Here is a 21,964-nt window from a genome sequence, read left to right on the forward strand (position 1 = left end):
GTAGAGACCCAAACCATCTTTTTGGAGGAGGACAAGCAAGTGGAATACCGCATTGAGAGAGATACGTTAGGCGAAATGAAAGTACCAGCCGACAGGCTGTGGGGAGCTCAGACGCAGCGCAGCAAGGAGAACTTCCCGATTGGCAATGAACATATGCCGATGGAAGTTATCCGTGCCCTTGCCATTTTGAAAAAAAGTGCTGCGGCCAGTAACCATAAATTAGGTAAATTATCTGCGGCTAAGTCCGATGCTATTGCTTATGCAGCAGACGAGATTATTGCAGGCCGAATTGATGACCATTTCCCATTGGTAGTATGGCAGACGGGAAGCGGAACACAATCTAATATGAACGTGAACGAAGTGATTGCCAATCTGGGGAACCAACTGCTGGAGCAAAAGGGCAAGGAAGAGCGTCTGCATCCAAATGATGACGTGAACATGTCCCAGAGCTCCAACGATACATTCCCAACGGCTCTGCATGTCGCAGGTGTTCTGGCTGTTGAGGATCAGCTTTTGCCAGCAATCGCGGTATTGAAAGCCACTTTTGCAGACAAGTCGGAGGCATTCAAGGATATTATCAAGATTGGACGTACCCACCTCCAGGATGCAACACCAATTACGCTTGGTCAGGAGATCAGTGGTTGGGAAGCCATGCTGGGCAAGAGTGAGCGTATGATCCGTGAAAGTGTACAGTATCTGAAGGAGCTTGCGATCGGCGGTACAGCTGTCGGAACGGGCATTAATGCACATCCGGACTTTGGGGACTTCACTGCCAAGGAGATTGGCAAACATACGGGGAAAGATTTTGTATCTGCACCAAACAAATTCCACGCACTTACAAGTCATGATGAAGTTGTATATGCGCACGGTGCCGTTAAAGCGCTTGCAGCTGATTTGATGAAAATTGCCAATGATGTCCGCTGGTTGGCCAGTGGCCCTCGTAGTGGATTGGGCGAGATCCGTATTCCTGAGAATGAGCCAGGCAGCTCCATTATGCCGGGTAAAGTCAACCCAACTCAGAGCGAGGCCATTACTATGGTGGTTACGCAGGTCATGGGTAATGATGCAGCGATTGGTTTCGCGGCAAGTCAGGGTAATTTTGAACTGAATGTATTCAAACCGGTTATCATCTATAACTTCCTGCAATCCGTGCAACTCCTGGCGGACTCCATTATTGCGTTTAATGACAAGTGTGCCGTAGGCATCGAGCCTAACCTGGATCAGATTGAACATAATCTGAACAACTCGCTTATGCTGGTTACAGCGCTCAATCCGCATATTGGTTATGAGAATGCAGCCAAAATCGCGAAGCTCGCTCATAAAGAAGGTTTGTCCTTGAAACAGGCGACGTTACAAACAGGCCTGCTTACCGAAGAGCAATTTGATCAATATGTCGATCCGGCCAAAATGATCGCTCCAAAGGCCTAAAATCAGCCAAAATGAGCAATATAGATCAATGAAGAGGACGACCTGCACAAGCAGGTCGTTTTTCTTATGATTATCGATGAACTTAAAGCTTGTCAGACTATACGTATACATATAAACTACATATGCACCAGTTTTAATTTAATTATGGGATTCGTATATATTTGGAGGTTTCCGCGTTGTCAAAAACGAGAAGATTTACGATACGCTCCAAAATTTTATTGGGCTATCTTGTGGTTGTGCTTTTGTTTGGAGCTGTTCTGTTAGTGCTTACGGCCCAAATTAATGTGTTACAGAAGGAAAATGATTTTATCTCCCATCATGATCTGGAAGTGCATAATCTGACCAACGCGATTGAAAAAAATGTCTTGAACATGGAGACAGGACAGCGTGGATTCATGATTACAGGCAATGAAAGTTACTTGGAGCCTTATTCCCAAGGTCTATCCCAGTGGAGTTCCAACTATGATCAGTTGAATGCTCTTATTAGCGACAATCCTTCCCAGCAGCAGAGTTTGCAAAGTATCAAAGCTCATATTACACGCTGGATTGAGATAGCTGGGGAGCCGTCGGTAGACTTGAAAAAGCAAGGGGATCAAGCGAAAGTAGTTGCATTCTTTCAATCTGATCCGGGTAAAACCGAAATTGATCTACTGCGCTCTCAACTTACAACCTTCCGTAACACAGAGATTGCTCTGACCGAGGCGAGGGTTACTGAACTTGCCAGACGCAGCTCCACACTCCTGACGATTATGTACACGCTGTGGGGTATTATTGCAGCATTATCCATTGCAGCCGCGATTGTGATATCAGGAAATATCGTCAAAACGTTGCGAGATGTTATGCAAACCATTAGTGATATCTCCAAAGGTGGAAACCTGAAGCAGCGAATTCAGGTGCGCACACATGATGAAGTGGGAGACCTGGGCCACGAAACCAACAAATTACTGGATGAAGTACAGGAACAGAATCGGGTCAAGGACCAGATCACAGGCATTGCCACACTCTTACAGAACCCGACCAATCTGGAAGGATTGTCCCGCTTGTTCCTGAACGAGCTTGCCATGTTGTTTGAAGTTCCCTATAGCGTCTTATATTACTGGAAAGACAATCGACTGCTGCGCGTGGCTGCATATGCTGGGGATGGAGAGAAAGAACGTTCGCTCGGTAAAGTGTCGCTTGCCCCGGGTGAGGGGCTTGTAGGTCAAAGTGCTGTCGAGAAGCGAGTTCTACGCATGAATGATCTGCCCCAGAACTATATCCGAATCTCTTCGGGTCTCGGGTATACATCTGCCACATCACTTACTGTAGTCCCGGTCCTCTTCGAAGGCAGAACGATTGCGGTAATCGAGCTTGCTTCAATGAAGCCGTTGCAAGAGAATGATATGAAGCTGATGCAAGAACTGACGGATATTTTTGGTGTTTCACTACACTCGACCGTCACTCGCATGGAATTACAGCAATTATATGATGAGTCACAAGTTCTGAATGAAGAATTACAGGCACAATCGGAGAAACTTCAGGCTCAGACCGAAGAGATGCTGTCTCAGACGGAGGAACTGCAGATGCAGACCGAAGAGCTTCATATGCTGAACGATCGTCTGGAAGTACAGAAGAGTGCTGCAGAGACATCAGCCAATGAACTTTCGGTTGTGGCGGATCAGTTACGAACGAGCTCGGGGTACAAATCCGAATTCTTGGCGAACATGTCCCATGAACTGCGGACACCGCTCAACAGCATGTTGATTTTATCTGAGATATTGTCTGAAAATAAAAATCAACACTTGAATAGTGAAGAGCAGAACTATGCTTCAGTCATTCACAAATCAGGAAAAGACCTGCTGAATCTGATCAATGATATTCTGGATCTATCCAAGGTGGAAGCCGGACAGATGGAAGTGGATTTCGATGATGTCTATCTGGGCAGTGTTCCTGAAGTTATGAACCAGTATTTCCTGAAAACAGCGGAACAGAAAAAAATAGATTTTCGGATTCAACTCCAAAGTCCTTTACCGGAAACGATCGTGACGGATGAGATGAGATTGCATCAGATTCTCCGAAACCTGCTCTCGAACGCATTCAAGTTCACCAGTGAGGGTGAAGTTGCCTTAACCATCTCCAAAATGAGTCTGGCTCATCCTGAATTGAAAGACCAAGAGACCGACGTGATTGCTTTCTCCGTCAGTGATACAGGGATCGGAATTGCGGATAACAAACTCGTGCAGATCTTCGATGCTTTCAAACAGGCGGATGGAGCTACAGCACGTAAATACGGGGGAACCGGACTTGGCCTGTCTATCTCTCAATCGCTTGCGAATTTGCTGGGTGGTTCAATCTCGGCAACAAGTCGTGAGGGGCAGGGCAGCGTGTTCACGCTATTCCTGCCACTGCGAAGAGATGAACCTGAGACTATGAATGCATCGCGGTTGTTCCTGAATGAGGTGGCTACCACTACACCTGAGATCAATAAGCTTCCTTCAATGACTTCCGGACAATCGGATGTTTTATTGACACCTTTGGAAGAAGCGTTGCTCAGCGGACGCCAAGTACTTGTCGTTGATGATGATATACGTAATGTATATGCCCTGGCTAACGCCCTTGAGCAATACGGTATGAATGTCATTTCAGCGCAGAACGGGTACGAGTGTCTGGAATTGTTGGAGCGTGGAGGAGTCAAGCCTGATATCATCATGATGGATATTATGATGCCGGAACTGGATGGATATGAGACGACTCGCCAGATCCGTGAACGGCTTGGCATGACCCAGCTTCCGATTATTGCACTGACAGCCAAGGCCATGAAAGAGGATCGGGAGAAATGTATTGCAGCAGGTGCTTCGGACTATCTCAGCAAACCGCTGAATATCAAAGACGTATTATCCCGTATGAAATTATGGATGAATCACGAAACCATGGAAATCTGATCGTAGTTGAACTAAAAGTTATTTACACTAACACTACGATGACAGAACAACCCTCCAATCGCTGTTATCCCCAGATTTTTTCGATTCCCTTTTTTAAAGGGGAAAATCCGGGGATAAAGGCGAACGCTTCGCTTTTTCAGGTTTTTTCTGCCCTCTCCGTTATCGTGTAAATGGATTACTTCAACTTATGTGGATCATAATAATTTTAATAAAACCTATGCCCATTACAGGGAAGTGCGCTGTAATTAGGTCATAGGTTTTATTTTTTTGTCGTGTAAGCTTTATCGGAAAGAATGATGTTATAATACTTAACAACAAACAAAATTAAATGGATGAATATAGATTTAATTAGGAATGTAATCCAGAATAAATTCTGTGGAAACGAAAATAACACGATTATGTGTTAGATATATGGGAGGTAGTGTCCATGCAACTTACGGTTAAAGAGGCTTTACAGGTATACCCGTTGTCCGAGGCCAAACTGGTTGCGGGTGGAGAAGGGACTTCACGGATGATGAAATCCGTTAATGTCATGGACGCTCCTGATATCGCGGATTGGATCAAATCCGGAGAAATGTTGTTCACCACCGCTTTTATTATGAAAGACAGTGAGACGGATGCGCTACGTTTGATGCGACGTTTGAATGAACGCGGCTGTGCAGGACTCGGCATCAAGCTGGGACGTTTCTGGCAGTCCATTCCCCAAGGCATTGTCGAGGAAGCCGATCGGCTTCGTTTGCCGCTGCTTGAGCTCCCCTTTCAATTCACCTTCTCCGACCAGATGAATGCCTTGTTCAAGGCTGAACATGAACGTAGCAACCGATTGCTGCATGAGGTTGTGCAAAAGCAGAAAAAATTAATGCAGTTTGCACTGCAACAGCAGCCACATCGGAATGTGTTTGCCGAACTTGCCACGGTGCTGAACTATCCGCTTGCTGTCATTGGTTCACGTGGGCATGTGCTGTATGGTAGTGAAGGCATTGCAGGGGATGCGGTAACCCAAGGCTGGCCTTGGAAATCCGTCATGCACCGAGTGAAATGGAATCAGGGAAGTTGTCATCGCGTACCCATCAAGCAAAATGATGAAGAATACGGATCGTTGCTTGTGTTTACCGATTCAGCCTTATCCCTTCGAGCGGAGGAAGAACTGTTCCAGCAGGCTGCCGATGTACTGGCATTTTATATGGATATGACTTATCGCGAGCATATTAATCCGACCGTGCAAGATGAGATGCGTACACTGCTTTCACAGTATCTGGATAACAAAATGACTGTTCAGGAATTGACCACCTTGAGTGAGAACAAAGGTGTACATCTATTCCAGGGAACTTATCAGTGCGTATTGATTACACTTGAGCCGACTCTGTTTGCCGAGGGAAAGTTGCTTAAACAGATTCATCGCGAGTTGCAATACAATCCGCTGATGCAATTCACGGCCTCACAGCATTTTCAGATTGAGGATGGCATTCTGTCCATCTACACCTGTCCAACAGGGCGAGATTATGGAGAGGAGCTGTCAAGTTTTCTCTTGAGCCGTTTCGGTGATGTTCTGGCAGCGCAAGAAGCAAAAGGAGCACCGGCTCCGCGTTTCTGGATCAGCAAAATGAAACATGAGCCCAAATCGCTCCGTGAAGCATACCAGGAGTGTCTGGATACTCGACAACTGGCTCGTCGATTCGGCATGAAAGACCGTGCGTTGCAATTTGAAATGCTCGAATTTGCCTATGTGTTTCAACACGTACCGGATAACATCATGGAGAACTACTGTAATAAAGTACTTGAACCGTTACTTGCCAGGGACGGTGACCCCAATCAGGTGCTGATGAATACATTGGAGTCTTTTATCGAAAATGATGGACTGATCAATGAAGCTGCCAAACAGCTGTTTGTGCATCGCAACACGGTCACTTATCGGATGGAGAAAGTTGGCAGCTTGCTGCAAATGGACTTTAAGAAAACGAATGATCTGCTTAAATTAAAGCTGGTATTCACCTTCCGCAAGTTTGTGCGGGACAAAGCAGCTACTAGACCACACAATGTTCAACTTTAGACCACACATTGTGCAACATGACAATGCTACCGGGTTAGACCCCAAGAACCGCATTCCGTTGATGGAGTGCGGTTTTTTCATGTTTGAGGACCACAAAAGCTGATCTTCCCGTGCACAGCAAACAAATCACAACTCTGATGTTATGTTATATTACAAAATTGCGTAAATATTGTTGTCGCGACATTGAACGGCACTTAGAATGAAGAACAATAATCCATAACAGACCGGAGGTTCTAACATGAGCGACTTAATTAAACTTGTTAACAACTGGTCTATCACACAGTTTGTGCATACGTTTGGCGGCTTATTTGAGGAATCACCATGGGTGGCTGAGCGTGCCGGGCTTTCACGACCTTTTGATTCATTTGAACAGATGATGAAAGTGATGAAAAACGAGGTTCAGGCATCGGATGACCAGGTGAAGTTGCAGTTGCTTCGAAATCACCCGGATCTTGGAGCACGAATCAGCATGAGCAGCAACTCCGTTCAGGAGCAGGCTGGTGCAGGGCTGGATTCACTCTCACAGGAGCAATACAACGAACTTCAACAATTAAACAAAGTATATACAAGCCAATTTGGCTTTCCTTTCATATTGGCCGTTAAAGGCCATACCGCAAGCTCCATCCTCGAATCCATGAGGCAACGTCATCGCCGAGGCAGGGAAGAAGAATTCGAGACTGCATTGAAGGAAGTATTCAAGATAGCGGGCATTCGTTTGGAGCAGTGGCTTGCACAGATCGGTCATGAACATGAGTTTGTGAGCAAGCCAGCCGCAGTGCAGCAGCGGACCATGTATTACGGCAAAGGGGATGTGTGGATGTACCGTTCCTACGCCAAACCGTTGACGGGTATACAGTCCATTCCGGAATCTCCTTTTATCGGACGCAGCAATATTCTGTTTGGATTGAACATCAAGGTGGCTGTGCAGGGAGATGAATTCTTGCCTTCTTTTGCAGAAGGGGATAATTCGCTGGTGGTCGCAACCGATTCGATGAAAAATTTCATTCTCAAACATGCAGCGGATTACACAGGAGCGACGGTGGAAGGATTTCTTGCGCTGGTAAGTCGGCGTTTTCTGGAGACGTATCCGCAGATGAGCAAGGTTCAGATGACAGCGGACCAGATTCCGTTTGAAGATATACCCATTGGATTAGAAGGAAGTTATCGACCGAGTGCGCTCGTATTTCGCTATTCGCAGAATGATCGGGCGACAGCTGCCGTGGAAGCAGAACGATCAGGAGACTCGATTGAACTCAGCAACCATTTCAGTGGTGTAGCCGATCTGAGACTGATCAAGGTCAAAGGCAGTGAATTTGCCGGATTCATGCAGGATGAATATACCACTCTTCCAGAGACATGGGATCGACCGTTATTTATTTTTCTGAACATCAATTGGCGTTATGAAGATCCGAGAGATGGCATGGACGATCAGCGTGGACGGTATGTAGCGGCGGAACAGGTCAGAGATTTGGCTGCTGCGGTATTTCATGAGTGTCGATCCGCTTCCATTCAACATCTGATCTACCAGATTGGACGAAGGTTGTTAAGTCGATTTGAGCAACTGAGTGAGGTTTCATTTGAGTCCAACAATCGGACATGGGAGACAGTGCTGGAGGAAGTGAAAGAGGGGGAAGGCAAAGTGTTTACCGAGCCGAGACCGCCATATGGATTCCAGGGTTTCTCGATGACAAGGGATGATCTGGGAACAGACGGCCGTGACTCCGGGAAAGCAGGTGACGTCTAATGGCGCTGTCTGATGGACAAATTACAACTCATGTGCTGGATACATCCAAAGGCGTGCCTGCTGCGGGTGTTCAGATCGAGCTGTATACCCTGAAGAGGGATGGGGAGCAGGAAAGCAAGACAAAAGTGGCTGAATCGGTTACCAATGCGGATGGACGTTTGGATGCACCGCTGTTGGATGGAGGCAAGTTGGAGCCAGCCATATATGAGCTTCAATTCCATGTCGAGAGTTATTACGCACAGCGTTCGTTGGAGGAGCTAGGCCAGGCATTATGGACGATTGTTCCGATTCGTTTTGCCGTATCAGATGCATCAAGACATTATCATATTCCGTTATTGATTGCTCCAGGAGGTTACAGTACATACCGGGGAAGTTGAACATGCACATATCCGGTTCTGATTCAGGGGGAGGGTCATCCACATGACAACATTTGATACCATCATCCGGGGGGCCCGGGTGGTGCTGAGAGATCGGGTAGAGCAACTGGATATTGGCATTACTGGTGAAAAAATAACAGACATATCCACACGGCTGGCCGCTGGCGAAGCGACTAGAATTATAGAAGCTGAAGGCCTTACAGTGATGCCGGGAGTGGTGGACATTCATGTACACTTCAATGAACCCGGACTCGCCAGTTGGGAGGGATTTCGATCGGGTTCGGCAGCTCTTGCCGCAGGGGGAATCACAACCTATGTCGATATGCCACTCAACGGCGTTCCACCAACAACGAGACCAGAAGCATGGAAAATGAAAATGAAAGCAGCCGCAGACCAATCCTATGTTGATTATGCCTTCTGGGGAGGTTTGGTTCCCGGCAATCGTGAGGAACTTGCTCCACTGGCAGGGTTGGGTGCTGCCGGATTCAAGGCATTTATGTCTGAGCCGGGTGGAGATGGGGAAGATATCTTTGCCAGGGCCGATGACCACACGCTATTGGACGGGATGAATGAAATTGCAACATTAAACCGTGTGCTGGCACTTCATGCAGAGGACGAGGGCATAGTTGCCGAACTCGGTGCAAAAAGCATTGCAGCGGGAAAGAATGAACCGATGGATTATATCCGGTCCCGTCCTGTTGAAGCCGAAGTCGTTGCGGTTGCCCGGGCGTTGCAATATGGCAAACAGACCGGTTGTGCGCTGCATTTTGTGCATATTAGCACCCGGGAAGCACTGGATATGATTGCAGAAGCCAAGCGGCGTGGGCAGGATGTCACTTCGGAGACATGCCCTCATTATCTGACGCTGATTGATCAGGATGTGGTCCGATTGGGTGCAGTGGCGAAATGTGCTCCACCGCTTCGCAGCTCTTCCGAGCAGGAGCAGTTATGGGATGCACTGACCTCAGGATTAATTGATGTTATTGCCTCAGACCACTCTCCATGTCCGCCATCCATGAAACAATCCGATAACTTTTTTGAAATCTGGGGCGGTATATCCGGTGCACAAAGCACACTGCTAATCATGCTGGAGGATGGACATCTTCAGCGTAATATCGACCTCCCGTTGCTCGGAAGAGTGCTCTCCCTTCAGCCTGCCAGAAGGCTTGGTCTGGAGAACAAAGGAGAGATTGCGATTGGCAAGGATGCAGATCTGGTCCTGATTGACTGGGAGAAAAGCACAAGCCTGAACACAGAGGATCTGCTCTATACGCATAAACAGAGCCCTTATGTGGGACGTACATTTAACTGTCAGATTGCAGACGTATTTTGCCGTGGGCAGCGTGTTTACAACTCGGAATCCGGATTATCTCCTGTGCCTCTCGGGCAACACATTACGGCTTACTCTTCTAGTCCCATCGAAGCGGGAACGGAGGAGACGCCATGACGGAGTCTGGAGTATACCGGTCATCCGGTACCAATAATGCACCACTTCCTTTGCCGGATGTGGAACAGGTGGAGCTGCAAGCCATGCTTGACTGGCTGTCGACATATGGTGCGGATACACAAGGTGGCGTTACAAGACTGTTGTATGACTCGGCTTGGTGTGAAGCACAAGGTGTCCTTGCAGCCAAAATGCAGGAGAAAGGGCTGTCTCCCGAATTTGACCAGTCCGGTAATCTGTATGGCACACTCCAGGGCGAGGGTAAGGAATCAGCGACTGGTGCTGAAGAATTACCGATTGTTACCGGATCACATATTGATACGGTGGTGTATGGCGGCAAATATGATGGTGCTTACGGTGTGGTGGCGGGTGTCCTTGCTTTGGAGTATTTGCAGAAGCATTTCGGAGCACCGAAGCGCACACTTCAAGTGGTATCGTTATGCGAAGAAGAGGGAAGTCGCTTTCCTTTTGCGTATTGGGGTTCACGCAGTATAACTGGAATAACGTCTCTGGAAGATGTAGAGCATTTGAAGGATCAAGACGGCGTTACATTTGCACAAGCGATCCGGGATGCGGGTTTTGGACCTGATAGTGCATATAGACCTGCCGCGAAAAATTACGGTGCCTTTATTGAGCTTCACATTGAGCAAGGTCAGGTTCTGGAACGTCTTGGACATTCGATTGGAGTCGTATCCGACATTGTAGGTCAGAAGCGGTTCAGTATTACCGTAAGCGGAGAAGCGAATCACGCGGGGACGACGCCGATGTCCTGGCGCAAGGATGCACTTGCCGGAGCAGCCGAGATGATTGCTGCAGTAAGGAATATCGCATTGGAAGCAGGAGAACCGTTGGTAGCCACAGTTGGGCGAATCACAGCTGATCCGGGTGTTGGAAATGTGGTTGCAGCACGGGCGGTATTTTCACTGGATATCCGCCATATTCGGCAGGAAAGTATTGATCGCTGCTGGCAGGATATGCTTCAGGCTTTTAGTCGGATTGCAGCCGAGCAGCAGCTTGGACTGGACTGGGAAGAACATCTGTCAGTGACACCCATTCCTATGAATGCAGAGATGATCTCAGACATTCAGGATACCTGTGAGCAGGAGCTGTTGTCCTATTGGCTAATGCCAAGCGGCGCGGGACATGATTCGCAGATTTTTCAGCCGGCTTGTCCAACAGCCATGATTTTTGTGCCGAGTCAGGACGGTATCAGTCATAATCCACTTGAATATACAGCTGAGGCAGACCTGATGCACGGTTTTCGGGTTCTGGTCCGGCTACTCTATAAATACGGTTACGGGAGTTGAATGAAGATGTCCAACTATAAAGAATTATCTCCGTCCTTGCGGACCATTATGACCCCGGGACCGGTTGAAGTTGATCCACGCGTACTCAGAGCATTATCCTTTCCGATCCTGGGTCAGTTTGACCCGGAGTTCACATCCTTAATGAACGAGACGATGGCAATGCTGCGAGAGTTATATATGACAGATAACGAGTGGTGTTATCCAGTCGATGGTACATCCCGTTCAGGGATTGAAGCTGTGTTGGTCAGTCTGATCCAGCCCGGTGACAAAGTTCTCGTCCCGATCTACGGACGATTCGGACATCTGCTGGTTGAAATCTCGGAACGCTGTGGTGCCGAGGTTGTCTTTTTTGAAACGGAATGGGGAACGGTATTTGATCCGGAAGAGGTCATCAAGGCGATTCATACCCATAAACCGAGTCTGGTTGCGATGGTTCACGGTGAGACTTCCACCGGGCAGATGCAGCCTCTTGCCGAGATTGGCAAAGCCTGTCGCGACCTTGATATTTTACTCGTTGTGGATGCTGTGGCTACCATTGGTGGAACTCCGGTAGAGACGGATGCTTGGCATCTGGATGCGGTGATGGGCGGAACGCAGAAATGCCTGTCCGTTCCTTCAGGGATGGCACCTCTCACGTACAACAGTCGTGTGGAACAGAAACTGATGAGCCGCAAAACAGTTGAACGCGGATTGCGAGATGCAACCAGTGCGCGGGCAGAAGGCCGCACCATTGCCAGTAATTATTTTGACCTGAGCCAATTGCAGGATTACTGGAGTTCAGCACGGTTGAACCACCATACGGAGGCCACCTCCATGCTCTACGGTCTTCACGAAGGTTTACGCATTCTGCTGCAAGAAGGATTGGAGGCCAGGTTCCAGAGACATCTGGTAAATGAACGTGCGTTGGTTGCTGGAATTCAGGGAATGGGACTACAGTTGTATGGGGATATGTCCAGTAAACTTCCGGTGGTCACTTGTATCACGATTCCGGAGGGGATCGATGGTGAGTCGGTGCGCAGCATGTTACTGAACGATTTCAGCATTGAGATTGCGAGTTCATTTGGACCGTTGAAAGGGCAGATCTGGCGGATCGGTACAATGGGATTCAGCTGCCAGCGCAAGAACGTACTTCATGTGCTTGGAGCGCTGGAAGCTGTTCTATTACGTCATCGTCACGTACTACCTGCCGGTGAAGCAGTGCAGGCCGCATTGGATGTGTATGCAGGGAAGGAGGGTGCCTTATGTTAAACCAGATGCCAATCTCCAGAGAGGTTATGGTCACCTCTCCTCATTATCTAGCGAGTGCAGTTGGAAGTTCTATCCTCCAGCAGGGCGGGAATGCTTATGATGCCGCTGTTGCGGTCAGTGCAGCTCTGGGTGTGGTATATCCGCATATGACCGGACTTGGCGGGGATGCCTTCTTCCTGATTCATGACGGAGCCAGCGGTGAGATTACCGCCTATAACGGAAGTGGCCGCTCAGCCGCAGGCATTCATGCGGATACGTTCAAAGCGATGGGCATGAATGCCATCCCTCAACGTGGTGTGCTTAGTGCCATCACGGTTCCGGGAATGGTGGATGCCTGGTGGGAAGTCTGGTCTCGGTACGGTAAGTTACCGTGGGAGCAGTTGCTTGAACCTGCCGCACAGTATGCGGAAAAAGGATGCCCTTTATCCCGGAATCTCCGCCTGTGGATGGAAAGGGATGAAGATTTCATTATGGGCCATACACCGCTGCGAGCGGTATTTGCGCCTTTGGGTACACTTTTGCAGGAAGGTGAGCTGCTGATCCAGCCTGATCTTGCTGCCTCCATTCGTCTGATTCAGACGGAAGGTCGAGATACTTTTTATACAGGAGAACTCGCGGATCGTCTGACTTCAGCTATTCGTGAGGATGGGGGCATGCTTGCCCCAGCAGACTTTGCAGGCCATCGGGGCGAGTGGGTGAATCCGGTCAGTACGGGGTATCGTGGCTATGAAGTTCATCAGATGCCGCCCAACTCGCAGGGATTCTCGATGCTGATGATGTTAAATATGCTGGAGCATACGGATCTGTCCTCTGTAGCACGTACCTCACCGGAATTCTATCATCTTATGGCGGAAGTGGTGAAAAAGGCGTTTCGAGATCGTGACCGTTATCTGACTGACCCGGATTTCAGGGATATTCCGCTGGATCTTCTGTTGTCCAAAAGTTACGGAGACCAATTGTGGAATGAGATTCAGTCTGCTCCACCTGTGGCACAGCCGTTTTTGTCTAAAACGATAGGTCAGGACACGGCGTATGCAGCGGTTGTGGATAGCGAAGGCAATGCCGTTTCATTCATTCAAAGCCTGTATTTTGACTTCGGTGCAGCGTATGTACCGGGGGATACGGGAGTTATCATGCAGAACCGGGGGGCTTTTTTCTCCTTAGATCCGAGAGATGCCAACGTACTGGAACCGAACAAACGCTCATTCCATACCCTCATGCCGGGCCTCGTTACACGAGATGGCAAACCTTATATGCTCGTGGGTACACAGGGGGGAGAAGGGCAGCCGCAGACACAATTATCGGTGCTTACCGGAGTGCTTGATTACGGGCTGAACATTCAGGAAGCAATTAGCCTGCCACGTTGGGTGTACGGACGTACCTGGGGCGAAGAAGGCGATACGATGCGTGTGGAGAACCGATATCATGATGACGTATGTGCAACCCTTGCCCAGTGGGGACATAACGTTGAAGCCAGAGCGCCATGGGACGGTATTATGGGACAGTCGCAAGGCATTGTCATTCGTGAGGACGGCATGATTAGCGGAGCAGCAGACCCTAGGGGCGATGGGATGGCTATTGGATGGTAATAGACAGCGATCAGAAGGTTGGTCTGTCATTAGAGTGAAAGTGTAAATATGTATGAGTTGTACTATATAGACAGACACAGATAGGGGAGATTGGCATGGGAACGATCCTGCTGAAAGGCGCACAGCTTGTGACGATGAATGCAGAAGAGGAGGTGTTCATCGGAGATCTGTTGATCGAGGATAACAAAATCAAGGAGATTGCAGCGCACATCGACGTTCAGGCTGACCAAGTCATTGATGCTCGCGGTAAAGTGCTGTTGCCAGGTTTCATCCAGACGCATATTCATCTGTGTCAGACCTTGTTCCGTGGACGTGCGGATGATCTGGAACTGATGGATTGGCTCCGTCAACGTATCTGGCCGCTGGAAGCAGCGCATGATGAGGAGTCCGTGTATTATTCGGCAATGCTCGGATTGGGCGAATTGATCTCCAGCGGAACCACAACCATTCTGGATATGGAGACGGTACATCACACAGACTCGGCGTTTCAGGCGATGGCACAGAGCGGCATCCGGGTCATTTCTGGCAAGGTGATGATGGATCATGGAGACGAGGTTCCGGAACCCCTGCGTGAGGATACAGCAACTTCGCTGCAACAAAGTGTGGATCTGCTGGAGAAATGGAACGGGTTTGGCGGAGGTCGCATTCAATATGCTTTCTGTCCACGCTTCGTTGTATCGTGTACCGAAGAATTGCTGGTAGAGGTGCGCGACTTGTCCAATAAATATCATGTCAAAGTTCACACCCATGCCTCTGAGAATCGTGGAGAGATCGAACTGGTAGAACACGAACGCGGAATGCGCAACATCGTATACCTTGATCATATCGGTCTGGCTACCCCGAGATTGGTGCTTGCTCATTGTGTATGGCTAAGTGAGGAAGAGAAAGAGATCATCCGCAAGCGCGGTGTCAAAGTCACTCACTGTCCTGGATCAAATATGAAACTATCCTCCGGGGTAGCGGATATTCCAGATCTGCTTAATCGTCAGATCGCGGTTGGGATTGGGGCAGATGGTGCCGCATGCAACAACAATCTGGATATGTTTCAGGAGATGCGCCTCACGGCCCTGATGCAGAAGATTCCTCATGGCCCAACAGTGATGGATGCCCGGACTGTATTACGTATGGCTACCATGGGTGGTGCAGAGGTGCTTGGCATGTCGAAGGAAATTGGCAGTCTCGAAGTGGGCAAAAAGGCAGATATGCTGCTGCTGGATCTGGATGATTTCCACACGTACCCTTCCTATGAGACGGATGTCTATTCCCGTGTGGTCTATTCTGCAACACGTAGTTGTGTGGACACCGTAATTATCGATGGTAGCATTGTACTCAAGAATCGTAAGATTCAGACGATTGATCGTGGCATTGTGCTGCGTGAGTCGGATAAAAGTATTGCGAGATTGATGAAACGTATCTGATCGAAGGAAGTTTATGCAATTCCAGAAAGGATGGAGACCGCTATGGAAATGCATGATCTGTGTGCAATTGCAGCCCGTGAAACGCGCTGTGTGCTCGCAACAGCGATTAAGGTAGAGGGTCATGCTTACCGTAAGCAGGGAGTCTCTATGCTGTTGACCGAGGATGGCAAAATGTATGGTAGTATCAGTCCGGGATGTCTGGAGAGTGATCTTCAGGCCCGGGTGAGCCATGTGCTGGATACGAAGCAGATGGAATTCGCGGAATACGACATGCGTCCCGAGGATGATCTGTCCTGGGGTGAGACGATTGGCTGCGGCGGACTCGTTGTTGTGTTGCTTGAACCTGTGTGTGGTGAACTCCGATATACGTTACAGAAGATGCATGAGTGTTTTCAATCCGGCGTTACAACAGCGTTAACCCGAACGTTCCAAGATGATTACACAAGGGTTCAATATGGATGTAAACGGATTGAACCAAAGGGTACTCGGCGCCAGCCAATCTTACGTCCTTCGCTCGTCCCTCCTCATGATCGCGTGGCGAATTATAATCCATCTTCATTGCAGGTTGATGTACAACACAGCAGTGGTAATATCAAGCATGAATATTCGGCATCAAAACAACATTCTCCCGATATACCTCGCCTTACGCTTGTGCCTGAAATGGTAATTGCTACGTCAAACGAATCTCACTCTTCCCATCTATCCGGTGATTCACAACATATCTCTGATACTGATGCTGAAATACCGACAAATGACGGGATTTCAACGAATCCCTGGGATCTTCCGCAGCAACTTACTTCGCTGTATACGCCTAAACCTCGCCTGATTATCATCGGAGCCGGGAATGATGTTATTCCTGTTGCAAGACTCGCCCAATCCGCAGGATTCCGTGTTGTGGTAGCCGATTGGCGAGAGTCCTTGTGCACCTCGGAAAGGTTCCCAGAAACTGAACTTGTACTTGGTTTCCCATGTGAGATCATGCCTCAGTTAAACGTAAACAACGGAGATTATTTGATTTTAATGAGTCACAATTTTCCCCGCGAACGTGAACTGTTAGAGATGGTAGTGGACTGTGAGTACGCGTATCTTGGCATCATGGGTTCCAAAACACGAACAGCCCGTCTGCTGGATGGCTTACCACCGTTGAAATATGTGCATTCTCCCGTTGGTTTGAGCATCGGAGCAGACGGTCCCGAACAGATCGCCATCAGCATTGCAGCGGAATTGATCGCATGTAAACATAAGGTTTCTTCCTTGAGTTCTGAGTTGCAGAAGGGAAGCGTTGCACATGCGAATGACGGGCATAGTTCTGGCAGCAGGTAAGAGTCGTCGGCTTGGTCGGGATAAACTCTCGGTTGTCATGCCTGACGGGAGGTCCCTGGCTGCATGGTCACTGGAAGCTGCGCTGAATTCGGAGTTGGATCAAGTGGTCTGTGTGGTCAAACCGGAAGATTCGCTGACATGGCTGCCTGTAAAATGGTTTGATTCTGCCGCGTATGCCTACCATCCCACAGCAAGACTTCGAATTGTGGTCTGTGCTGACTATGCCTGCGGTATGGCCAATTCTCTTCATTCTGGCGTATTGTCGGCAATGGAGTACAAACCGGAGGGCATTCTCATGTTGCTGGGCGATCAGCCTTTATTACAAGCACAGGATATCAATCGGGTGACCACAGCACTGGCTACCCACAAGCTGAGTGACTATGTCGCAGCTACCGACGGTGAGGGAGGCAAGCCGCCCGTTGCTTTTCGCTCCCATATGTTCGGACCTCTGTTGTCTTTGCATGGAGATGAGGGGGCACGCAAGATTATGCGCAGCGCTAACTATTCAGGTGTACATGTACCACTGTCTGAGACTAGCTTCTGGGATGCGGATACAGAACCGGAATTGGAACGCATTCTGAGTCATGTATATGAATCGCAGCAGACAGACTAAATAACAGGAGAAGATTAATGACTATGTATAATTTAATTACATGATCAGGTCAGCCAGGCAGTCTGGTTGGCCTGTTTGTCTTCTTTTCACGTATGGTGAAAGAGAGCCAATGTTAGCTTTCGATAGATCGTGATGCATCAAGCACAAATAAAACACAGGTTTTATACATTTATCCAAAACGATGTAAAGGTAATTGACGTTGCTGCTGAACTCTCATATGATTTGAAGAATTATCTGGATCAGACGGTTGAATTTCCTGCCCAAGGAAGAGAGAGAAAGGGGATGCAGCGATGGTAACACCGGCATACGGTTCTGGAGCATTGCCATCGGTATGGCAACCTGAGAACCTGCAAGAACTGCAAACGTTGAGAAGTAGACTGAAAGGGATATGTTGTTTCACGGCAGGTGGAACATTGCTACGAACCCAGTGGGAGGGCGGCTTGATTCCTGCGCCTGAACACATGATTAGTCTGGTTCGTATTCCTGAAATGAGCGGTATATCTATTCGTGGAGATGAGATAGTCATTGGAGCAATGAACCGATTAAAGGAATGTGCATCAGACGACGTGTTGCTGCAACAACTGCCGATTCTGCAAGAAGCGGTGAATGCAATTGCGGCTCCTTCCATTCGTAATGTGGCAACCATTGGCGGGAACATTGTATCCGGAGTAGGGGATACGCTGCCTGCTTTGCTTGTATATGATGCGAAGCTGCACTGGTTGACGGATAGCGGAATCGAGATCCGCAGTGCGTCTTCCTGGCTTCAGGGTGGACGGGATGGTAGCCGTAATCCAGGGGATGTATTAATCTCGATTCATATTCCGATAAGACCGTCCTCTCTGGTTGATGTAGACGATGAGCAGAGACATGCAGCACGAGAAGTTTCCTTTTACCGCAAGTTGGGTCGACGGGAGACGTTCAGCGCATCGCTGGTGACGGTTGCGTTATACGGTGAGATTGATTTGGATAACCGCTGGACCAAGATTGCGATTGCGGCTGGTGGAGGCTCAGGCATGGCGATACGACTTCTGGAGTCGGAACGACAGCTTCTTGGTAGCGAAGCTACTGTCATGCAAGCGGCCAATCTCGCAGCTACTGTGGTTGACGAGTTTACGACGTATGGCGATGCATTTGCAACAGAACAATATCGCAAACAGACCGCAGGCAACATGCTTGGTGCCGGGTTATGGGAGGCACTTCACGAATAGAAGAATTCGATCACACAAAGGGGGAGAGGCATCATGCTACTGAATCGGAAACAGAGCGGGAAACGCTGGCACCTGCGGCCAGATGGGACACCCAAAGTAACAGGTCAGCTTCAATATCTGACGGATATGACGCTACCTGACATGATTCATGGCAGAGTATTGCGAAGCGAATATCCTCATGCTCGTATACTGTCTATAGATACTTCGGAAGCTGAGGCGTTGGAAGGTGTCTATGCGGTTTTGACCTCCAAAGATGTGCCTGGTCTGAATCGTTTTGGCATAGCGACCCCGGATCAGCCTGTGTTCTGCGAGGATATTGTACGTTATGTCGGTGACGCCATTGCAGCGGTTGCTGCGGACTCCCCGGAACGTGCGGCGCTTGCACTGGATGCGATCCGTGTAGTGTATGAGGAACTCACACCTTTGAATAGTACAGACGCAGCTCTGGCTCCCGGCGCACCAGAGCTGCATGAGCATGGTCCAGGTAATGTGCTGCATCGCACGGAGATCAAACGTGGAGACGCCAAGCAAGCCTTTGCCACGTGTGATCATATCGTGACAGAGACGTATTATACGCCACGCCAGATGCATGCGTACATGGAGACAGAAGGTGGCTTGTTTGTCCCGGATGAAGAGGGGCGGCTGAATGTATACGCGGCAACGCAACATGGATATAAAGACCGGATGCAGCTTGCACGCATTATTGGCTGTCCTGAAGAAGATATCCGGGTGGTGTCTTCACCGATTGGTGGTTCGTTTGGCGGAAAAGATGAACTAAACGTACAGCCCTATGGTGCACTACTGGCCTTGAGATGCGGACGTCCTGTGAAAATGCATAATTCTCGTAAAGAATCCGTGCGTGCAGGGCTGAAACGGCACCCAATGAAGATTGAAATGCAGACTGGCATGAGTCGAGAAGGCATCATACAGGCGCACCGTGTCCGCATTACAGCAGATACGGGAGCGTATGCCACACTTGGCGCACCGGTGCTGAACTTCTGTACCGAGCATTGCCTTGGACCCTACGCCATTCCAAATGTGGATGTGGAAGGTGTATCTGTCTATACGAATAACGGGCTGTCAGGTGAGTTTCGCGGATTTGGCGGGAATCAGGCGATTTTTGCCATGGAAGGCCAGATGGATCGGCTTGCAGCAATCATGAACATGGACCCTTGGGAGTTCCGCAGACGTAATATGCGGGAAAAGAATGATCCTGGACCGCTGAATCAACGGATTCTGGTTACGGATGGACTGTCCCAAGTATGGGAGGCAGTGGATCGCTCCGAACTTTGGCAAAGACATCAGAGTCCCCCGGCAGATCCTGCTCTGCCGCCGTGGATCAAGCGCGGAGTCGGAGCAGCCATCGCCATGCACGGTGCAGGGCTGGGTTATGGCATTCCAGATCCTGCGGGAGGCCGCCTGTCCCTGAACAACGAAGGCAAGATTGAGGTGGCGTTCAGCTACGAGGAATTTGGTCAGGGGCTCATTGCAACGCTGGAAATTATGTTGGGTGATCTGTTCCAATGCAGTACGTCGGATCTCAGTATCATCATTGGAGATACGGATCGTGTGCCACACAGCGGATCAAGCACAGCTTCACGTTCAACAACGATGGCTTGGATGGCTCTTCAACGCTTGCAGACTCCATTTCGTTCCCATGTTCTCACTGTTGCCTCTGCCTTGTCAGGCGTTCCGGCAGATGAACTGGTAACAGGACCTGGTGGTGTATGGCGCAAAGACCAGCTTCCTGCCGGAAGTTCAGAAGCGGAAACAGATTTGCAAAGAACAGGAAAGAGCGAGAAGGAAATAGTATTGGCTCTGGAAGACGTAAATCAAACGTCTGAAGAAGCAGGAAAACTAGAGAAGGCTGAAAAATATGAACTGGCTGAGAACGTTGCTGGAGGGACTGAAAGTGATCAAACTGTTGAAATTCATTTAGGTGCATCTCCATACCTGGCGAAAGAGGGAGTTTCATCAGGCTTATTGATCTCGTATGCTGAACTCGCAACGCAGGGCGAAGCCGATGAATGGATTTTCGATACAAAGTTTGATTACCCAACTACGCCAGATAATGTGGTAGGCGGGCATTATTTGTATACGTATGCGGCGGTTGCGGCAGAGGTGGAAGTGAATACTTTGACCGGAGAAACCAAGCTTCTTGATACACGCCATGTTGTTGCGGCAGGCCCAGTTATCAACCCTATGGGTTATATCGGACAGATTGAAGGCGGTAGTGTCATGGCGCTTGGATTCACGTTAACCGAGGATGCGGTCATGCAGGACAGCCGTTATGTAACCACCAACCTCGACACGTATCTGATCCCAACCATTCAGGATATTCATACCAATCTGGAGGTTGAGGCTATTGAAGACTTACCAGAAGGTGATGCGTTTGGCCCTAGGGGGATCGGTGAGATAGGCTCCGTTGCGCTTGCGCCGGCCATCACAGCCGCAATTCACCAGGCGACAGGCGTATGGGTTAACCGTCTTCCTGTACCGAGGGAACAACTGGTCAGACCTTTAAATGTACCTTTGCAGGAAGGGGTGAGTCCATCATGAGTAAACCACTTGAGAATCACTGGACAGCTGTTGTGAATGGCGAACAGAAATATCTGGAGATCGCGCAAACGACTCGACTTGTCGATGTGCTTCGGACTCATTTGCAACTGACGGGTACCAAAGTATCTTGCGAAGTTGGTCGCTGCGGCGCATGTATGGTTCTGATGGATGGAGAGCCTGTGAATTCCTGTCTTATCATGGCTTATCAATGTGAAGGCAGTGACATTATGACGATTGAAGGTCTGCACGGCGAGGAGAAAGGCACTCTACATCCGATTCAACAGGCTTTTGTGGAGGAAGGTGGCTTTCAGTGCGGCTACTGTACTCCGGGCATGGTGATCTCAACCAAGGCATTACTGGATGCACATCCTGAGCCTTCTCAAGAACAGATTGAAACGGGATTATGCGGGAATCTGTGTCGTTGTACCGGCTACGGTGGCATTATTCGGGCGGTACGCAAGGCAGGGGAACGCTGTGTGGTAAAAGAAACGTCTGCCGAGGAAACCGTAAGTTGAGCCGGGACCTAGGCCGAAGATATAAGCAAGGGCAATTGAAGAAACATACGTGAAAAAAAGCATCCGAATAGGAATGCTTTTTTTTTGTTGTTTATCAGGTTTTCTTTCAAGTACACATCTAATGTGAGATGAAGTTTCATACGCTAAATTGATTAGATTATGAACCGTTTTCGTCAATTATCAAGTCGGAAGAGAGAAAGGAGATATAATGTTCAAAGTA

15 protein-coding genes are annotated in these 21,964 nt (G+C 49.0%); all 15 read left to right on the plus strand.

The window, feature by feature from the left end; all coding sequences use genetic code 11:
* Positions 1-39: 39 nt before the first annotated feature.
* The 15 genes from fumC to ACDJ59_RS08570 all read left to right on the plus strand — a co-directional run bounded on the left by fumC (position 40) and on the right by ACDJ59_RS08570 (position 21,744).
* The gene (gene fumC, locus ACDJ59_RS08500; protein WP_017688147.1) at positions 40-1,428 is read left to right on the plus strand and encodes a class II fumarate hydratase; all 1,389 of its coding nucleotides are present in this window, start codon (positions 40-42) and stop codon (positions 1,426-1,428) included.
* 176 nt (positions 1,429-1,604) lie between these two features.
* Entirely contained in the window at positions 1,605-4,349 is a 2,745-nt protein-coding gene (locus tag ACDJ59_RS08505; protein WP_413408356.1) for a CHASE3 domain-containing protein, read from the plus strand.
* Positions 4,350-4,776: 427 nt separating this feature from the next.
* Positions 4,777-6,399 (plus strand): PucR family transcriptional regulator, encoded by a 1,623-nt coding sequence (locus tag ACDJ59_RS08510; protein ID WP_413408357.1) that lies wholly within the window; start codon positions 4,777-4,779, stop codon positions 6,397-6,399.
* Positions 6,400-6,637: 238 nt separating this feature from the next.
* Entirely contained in the window at positions 6,638-8,143 is a 1,506-nt protein-coding gene (gene pucL, locus ACDJ59_RS08515; RefSeq protein WP_413408358.1) for a factor-independent urate hydroxylase, read from the plus strand.
* Positions 8,143-8,520, plus strand: a complete 378-nt coding sequence (gene uraH / locus ACDJ59_RS08520; RefSeq protein ID WP_413408361.1) for a hydroxyisourate hydrolase — start codon at positions 8,143-8,145, stop codon at positions 8,518-8,520. Before pucL ends, uraH begins: the two co-directional genes overlap by 1 nt.
* Before the next feature lie 43 nt (positions 8,521-8,563).
* On the plus strand, positions 8,564-9,967 hold the full coding sequence (allB, locus tag ACDJ59_RS08525) for an allantoinase AllB (RefSeq protein ID WP_413408363.1): 1,404 nt from the start codon (positions 8,564-8,566) through the stop codon (positions 9,965-9,967).
* Entirely contained in the window at positions 9,964-11,271 is a 1,308-nt protein-coding gene (locus tag ACDJ59_RS08530; protein ID WP_413408365.1) for a Zn-dependent hydrolase, read from the plus strand. Before allB ends, ACDJ59_RS08530 begins: the two co-directional genes overlap by 4 nt.
* A 6-nt stretch (positions 11,272-11,277) precedes the next feature.
* Positions 11,278-12,519, plus strand: coding sequence for a pyridoxal-phosphate-dependent aminotransferase family protein (locus ACDJ59_RS08535; RefSeq protein WP_076250345.1), 1,242 nt, complete (start codon positions 11,278-11,280; stop codon positions 12,517-12,519).
* Complete coding sequence (gene ggt, locus ACDJ59_RS08540) at positions 12,513-14,108, plus strand: gamma-glutamyltransferase (protein WP_413408367.1); 1,596 nt, start codon at positions 12,513-12,515, stop codon at positions 14,106-14,108. Before ACDJ59_RS08535 ends, ggt begins: the two co-directional genes overlap by 7 nt.
* 95 nt (positions 14,109-14,203) lie before the next feature.
* A complete protein-coding gene (locus ACDJ59_RS08545) occupies positions 14,204-15,526 on the plus strand; it encodes a 5'-deoxyadenosine deaminase (RefSeq protein ID WP_413408369.1) in 1,323 nt (440 codons plus the stop codon).
* 30 nt (positions 15,527-15,556) lie between these two features.
* Positions 15,557-16,849 (plus strand): XdhC family protein, encoded by a 1,293-nt coding sequence (locus ACDJ59_RS08550; RefSeq protein WP_413408371.1) that lies wholly within the window; start codon positions 15,557-15,559, stop codon positions 16,847-16,849.
* On the plus strand, positions 16,821-17,462 hold the full coding sequence (locus tag ACDJ59_RS08555; RefSeq protein WP_413408372.1) for a nucleotidyltransferase family protein: 642 nt from the start codon (positions 16,821-16,823) through the stop codon (positions 17,460-17,462). Before ACDJ59_RS08550 ends, ACDJ59_RS08555 begins: the two co-directional genes overlap by 29 nt.
* 290 nt (positions 17,463-17,752) lie before the next feature.
* Positions 17,753-18,670, plus strand: coding sequence for an FAD binding domain-containing protein (locus tag ACDJ59_RS08560; RefSeq protein ID WP_413408374.1), 918 nt, complete (start codon positions 17,753-17,755; stop codon positions 18,668-18,670).
* A 33-nt stretch (positions 18,671-18,703) separates the two neighbouring features.
* A complete protein-coding gene (locus tag ACDJ59_RS08565; protein WP_413408376.1) occupies positions 18,704-21,229 on the plus strand; it encodes a molybdopterin cofactor-binding domain-containing protein in 2,526 nt (841 codons plus the stop codon).
* Positions 21,226-21,744 carry a (2Fe-2S)-binding protein gene (locus ACDJ59_RS08570; protein WP_413408377.1) on the plus strand — a complete coding sequence of 173 codons (519 nt, stop codon included), beginning with the start codon at positions 21,226-21,228 and terminating at the stop codon, positions 21,742-21,744. The genes ACDJ59_RS08565 and ACDJ59_RS08570 overlap by 4 nt, the downstream gene beginning before the upstream one ends.
* Positions 21,745-21,964 lie beyond the last annotated feature (220 nt).

The sequence above is a fragment of the Paenibacillus amylolyticus genome, assembly GCF_047302515.1.
In the GTDB taxonomy this organism is placed as follows: domain Bacteria; phylum Bacillota; class Bacilli; order Paenibacillales; family Paenibacillaceae; genus Paenibacillus; species Paenibacillus amylolyticus_G.

What these genes read in the sequence shown, in the direction of transcription:
- pucL (WP_413408358.1), top strand. Translation starts at nt 6,638, where the DNA reads ATGAGCGACTTAATTAAACTTGTTAACAACTGGTCTATCACACAGTTT.
- ACDJ59_RS08555 (WP_413408372.1), top strand. Translation starts at nt 16,821, where the DNA reads ATGACGGGCATAGTTCTGGCAGCAGGTAAGAGTCGTCGGCTTGGTCGG.
- ACDJ59_RS08545 (WP_413408369.1), top strand. Translation starts at nt 14,204, where the DNA reads ATGGGAACGATCCTGCTGAAAGGCGCACAGCTTGTGACGATGAATGCA.
- ggt (WP_413408367.1), top strand. Translation starts at nt 12,513, where the DNA reads ATGTTAAACCAGATGCCAATCTCCAGAGAGGTTATGGTCACCTCTCCT.
- allB (WP_413408363.1), top strand. Translation starts at nt 8,564, where the DNA reads ATGACAACATTTGATACCATCATCCGGGGGGCCCGGGTGGTGCTGAGA.
- uraH (WP_413408361.1), top strand. Translation starts at nt 8,143, where the DNA reads ATGGCGCTGTCTGATGGACAAATTACAACTCATGTGCTGGATACATCC.
- ACDJ59_RS08550 (WP_413408371.1), top strand. Translation starts at nt 15,557, where the DNA reads ATGGAGACCGCTATGGAAATGCATGATCTGTGTGCAATTGCAGCCCGT.
- ACDJ59_RS08560 (WP_413408374.1), top strand. Translation starts at nt 17,753, where the DNA reads ATGGTAACACCGGCATACGGTTCTGGAGCATTGCCATCGGTATGGCAA.
- ACDJ59_RS08535 (WP_076250345.1), top strand. Translation starts at nt 11,278, where the DNA reads ATGTCCAACTATAAAGAATTATCTCCGTCCTTGCGGACCATTATGACC.
- ACDJ59_RS08510 (WP_413408357.1), top strand. Translation starts at nt 4,777, where the DNA reads ATGCAACTTACGGTTAAAGAGGCTTTACAGGTATACCCGTTGTCCGAG.
- ACDJ59_RS08565 (WP_413408376.1), top strand. Translation starts at nt 18,704, where the DNA reads ATGCTACTGAATCGGAAACAGAGCGGGAAACGCTGGCACCTGCGGCCA.
- ACDJ59_RS08570 (WP_413408377.1), top strand. Translation starts at nt 21,226, where the DNA reads ATGAGTAAACCACTTGAGAATCACTGGACAGCTGTTGTGAATGGCGAA.
- ACDJ59_RS08530 (WP_413408365.1), top strand. Translation starts at nt 9,964, where the DNA reads ATGACGGAGTCTGGAGTATACCGGTCATCCGGTACCAATAATGCACCA.